Source organism: Peribacillus sp. (assembly GCF_059453735.1).
Genome location: NZ_JAZVJO010000432.1, coordinates 1 through 3,073 on the forward strand (window position 1 = coordinate 1; position 3,073 = coordinate 3,073).

At 38.9% G+C, this 3,073-nt stretch carries 4 protein-coding genes; all 4 read left to right on the plus strand.

The features are described from left to right. The coding region (fliH, locus tag AC52RT_RS14225) for a flagellar assembly protein FliH (protein WP_495541347.1) at positions 1 to 693 on the plus strand (693 nt) is incomplete at its 5' end. After that, the gene (fliI, locus tag AC52RT_RS14230) at positions 680 to 1,999 is read left to right on the plus strand and encodes a flagellar protein export ATPase FliI (RefSeq protein WP_495541348.1); all 1,320 of its coding nucleotides are present in this window, start codon (positions 680 to 682) and stop codon (positions 1,997 to 1,999) included. The genes fliH and fliI, both read left to right, overlap by 14 nt. A gap of 2 nt (positions 2,000 to 2,001) precedes the next feature. Beyond that, positions 2,002 to 2,448, plus strand: coding sequence for a flagellar export protein FliJ (gene fliJ, locus AC52RT_RS14235; protein WP_495541349.1), 447 nt, complete (start codon positions 2,002 to 2,004; stop codon positions 2,446 to 2,448). Between the two features lie 5 nt (positions 2,449 to 2,453). Then, positions 2,454 to 3,065 carry a MotE family protein gene (locus AC52RT_RS14240; RefSeq protein ID WP_495541350.1) on the plus strand — a complete coding sequence of 204 codons (612 nt, stop codon included), beginning with the start codon at positions 2,454 to 2,456 and terminating at the stop codon, positions 3,063 to 3,065. Positions 3,066 to 3,073 lie beyond the last annotated feature (8 nt).

Below are 3,073 nucleotides of genomic sequence, written 5' to 3' on the forward strand. Positions count from 1 at the left end.
CAATCTCCTGGTAAAGAACAAGCAGAAAAGCAAGTAACAAGTGATTTAATAGTAGAGGAAGCCCGCCAGGAAGCACATCGTATCGAAGAAGAAGCCAAACAAAAAGGTCAAAAAATTTACCAAGATATCGAACAAGCTAAATCTTATTGGGAACAAACTGAAAAACATCAATATATTCAAGCAGGATACGATGACGGGTTTTTAAAAGGCTCTGACACTGGCCGCAGCCAAGGATTAGCAGAATATACACATTCAATTGAGATGGCAAAAGGTATCGTTGAAACTAGCAAAATGGATTATTTAGATAAGCTAGCTAAAGCTGAGGAGACAATCCTAGATCTTGGAATAAAAGTAGCTGGTAAGATTATCGGTTTACAATTAGATAAATCAGAAGAAGCGTTTGTATCGATCGTAAAAAGGGCAATCAAGGAAGCGCGTGACTATAGCGAGGTAGAACTTCATATTCATCCGGAACATTATCAGTCCATTCTATCCCAGAAAGAAGAACTTCAAGCGATCTTCCCAAAGGAGATTAATATTTATATTTATCCTGATAGCGATCTTGAAGTAAACAGTTGTATTATCGAATCTGGAAATGGAAGAATTGATGCTTCAGTTGATAGTCAGCTGGCAGAAATTAGGCGGAAGTTAGCAGAGCTAATGGACAGGGGAATATATGATGAAAGCAAATGATTTATTGCCCCTTATCGATCAAATCGAAACGTTTAAGCATTATGGACGGGTAAAACGGGTGGTCGGCTTGATGATTGAATCACAGGGTCCTGAAAGTTCCATAGGGGATGTTTGTTACATTCATGCAGGTACAAAAACCAAGAAAAAAACAATTCTAGCTGAAGTAGTCGGTTTTAAAGAAGAAATGGTTATTTTGATGCCGTATACCACACTTGCAGAAATTTCACCGGGATCAATTGTTGAGGGGACATCACGACCCCTCGAAGTCAAAATTGGTGCAGAATTAATCGGTAAAGCAATCGATCCTCTTGGGAGACCCATTGATGGTTCACCGATTCCGAAAGGTCTTGCATCTATTCCTGTCGATCAAGATCCTCCTAATCCTATGGAGAGACCGCCTATAAATGAAGCGATAAATGTTGGAGTTAGAATGATAGATAGTATGCTGACCGTAGGTAAAGGGCAGCGTGTTGGGATATTTGCAGGGAGCGGAGTCGGCAAAAGTACATTACTAGGTATGGTGGCAAGAAATACGACTGCTGATATAAATGTAATCGGCTTGATTGGAGAACGTGGTCGAGAGGTTCGGGAATTTATTGAGAAGGATTTAGGTCCAGAAGGATTAGCACGTTCCATCGTTGTGGTCGCGACGTCCGATCAGCCAGCACTAATGAGGATTAAGGGTGCCTTAACCGCAACGGCCATTGCTGAATATTTTCGAGACAAGGGTTTGAATGTCATGTTGATGATGGATTCAGTCACACGAGTTGCGATGGCACAGAGGGAGATCGGCTTGGCCGTCGGAGAGCCGCCTACAACGAAAGGATATACCCCTTCTGTCTTTGCTATTCTGCCGCGATTACTTGAACGAACCGGAACAAATAAATTTGGTACCATCACCGCTTTTTATACGGTATTGGTTGACGGCGATGACATGAATGAACCAATCGCAGATGCTGTAAGAGGGATCTTAGACGGCCATTTTGTAATGGATAGGCAAATTGCCAATAAAGGTCAATATCCAGCGATTAACGTCCTTAAAAGCATCAGCAGGGTGATGAATAATATTGTCGATGCTAAACATAAACAGTCAGCTGAAAATATGAGAGCTTCGCTATCTACTTATATGGAATCAGAAGACTTGATTAATATTGGTGCATATAAGCGAGGAACATCAAAGGAAATTGACGATTCAATAAAGAAACAACCGCAGATTATTTCTTTTTTAAAACAAGGGACCCATGAAAAAGTGTCTAAGGAGGAAAGTGTGTTTAACCTTATACAACTTATGGAAAAGGGTGAATAGCTTTGAGTTATCACTATAAATTCGAAAAAATATTAACAATAAAAGAAAAAGAAAAAAATGATGCATCTTCAAAATACAATCAAGCTGTTAAAACTTTCGAACTAACAGCCGAAAAGCTATATAGGACCTTGAGAAAAAAAGAAGAAATGCAAAATGTACAACAAGGAAGATTAAGTCAAGGACTAGCGGTACAAGACATTCGCCATCACCAAGCATTTATGGACACCATGGAGAAAACGCTTGAACGTATTCAACAAGAAGTCATGGAGGCGAGGTACCGAATGAATGCCTTTCAAGAAACTCTAGTTGAAAAAACCATTGAAATGAAGAAATACGAAAAGATTAAGGATAAAGATTATGCTAAGTTCCTAGAACAGATAAAGGAACTTGAAAACAAGAATATGGATGAAATTTCAATACGGCAATTTATAAATAAGGCAATTAGGTGACAACGATGAATAATGAAGCGGAGAAAACCGATAACAAACATAGTAAATTTCAATGGTTTCTGGTGACTGTATTTATTCCCACAATTTTCACAGTGGTTGTAGCAACAATTGTTTTAACGACTACAGATATTAATATTTTCACAAAAGCCAAAGAAGTTGGTGAAAAGATTCCGTATATCTCAACTTTAATGGAAGAACCAAAATCCAGCCAAAGCGAGAATGTTAATCAGCAAAAAGAAAAAATGGCTGATTTGGAAGTGAAAATAGCTGATCAGCAATCAGAAATTGAAGAAATGGAAGGGCTGCTTGACGAAAAAGATGCAACTATTCAGCGTAACGATTTGGAAAAGCAGCAGCTTGAAACAGAAATTAATCAGCTTAGGCAGCAACAAGATACGAATAAGCGTGAGTATAAGGACATCATTAAGACTTATGAAACGATGTCTCCCAAAAAATCAGCTCCAATTATAACAGCGATGAATGATGAGGATGCAGTAGGAATTCTTGCTAATATGAAAACAGATACACTGGCATCTGTCATTGAACAAATGCCGCCGTCGGATGCAGCTCGATTAATGAAGCAATTAACAGAAAAAGTGGATAATCAGCAGCGATAAGCAGGTTG

Coding starts and splice junctions, on each gene's coding strand:
- AC52RT_RS14240 (WP_495541350.1), top strand. CDS start 2,454: ATGAATAATGAAGCGGAGAAAACCGATAACAAACATAGTAAATTTCAA.
- fliI (WP_495541348.1), top strand. CDS start 680: ATGAAAGCAAATGATTTATTGCCCCTTATCGATCAAATCGAAACGTTT.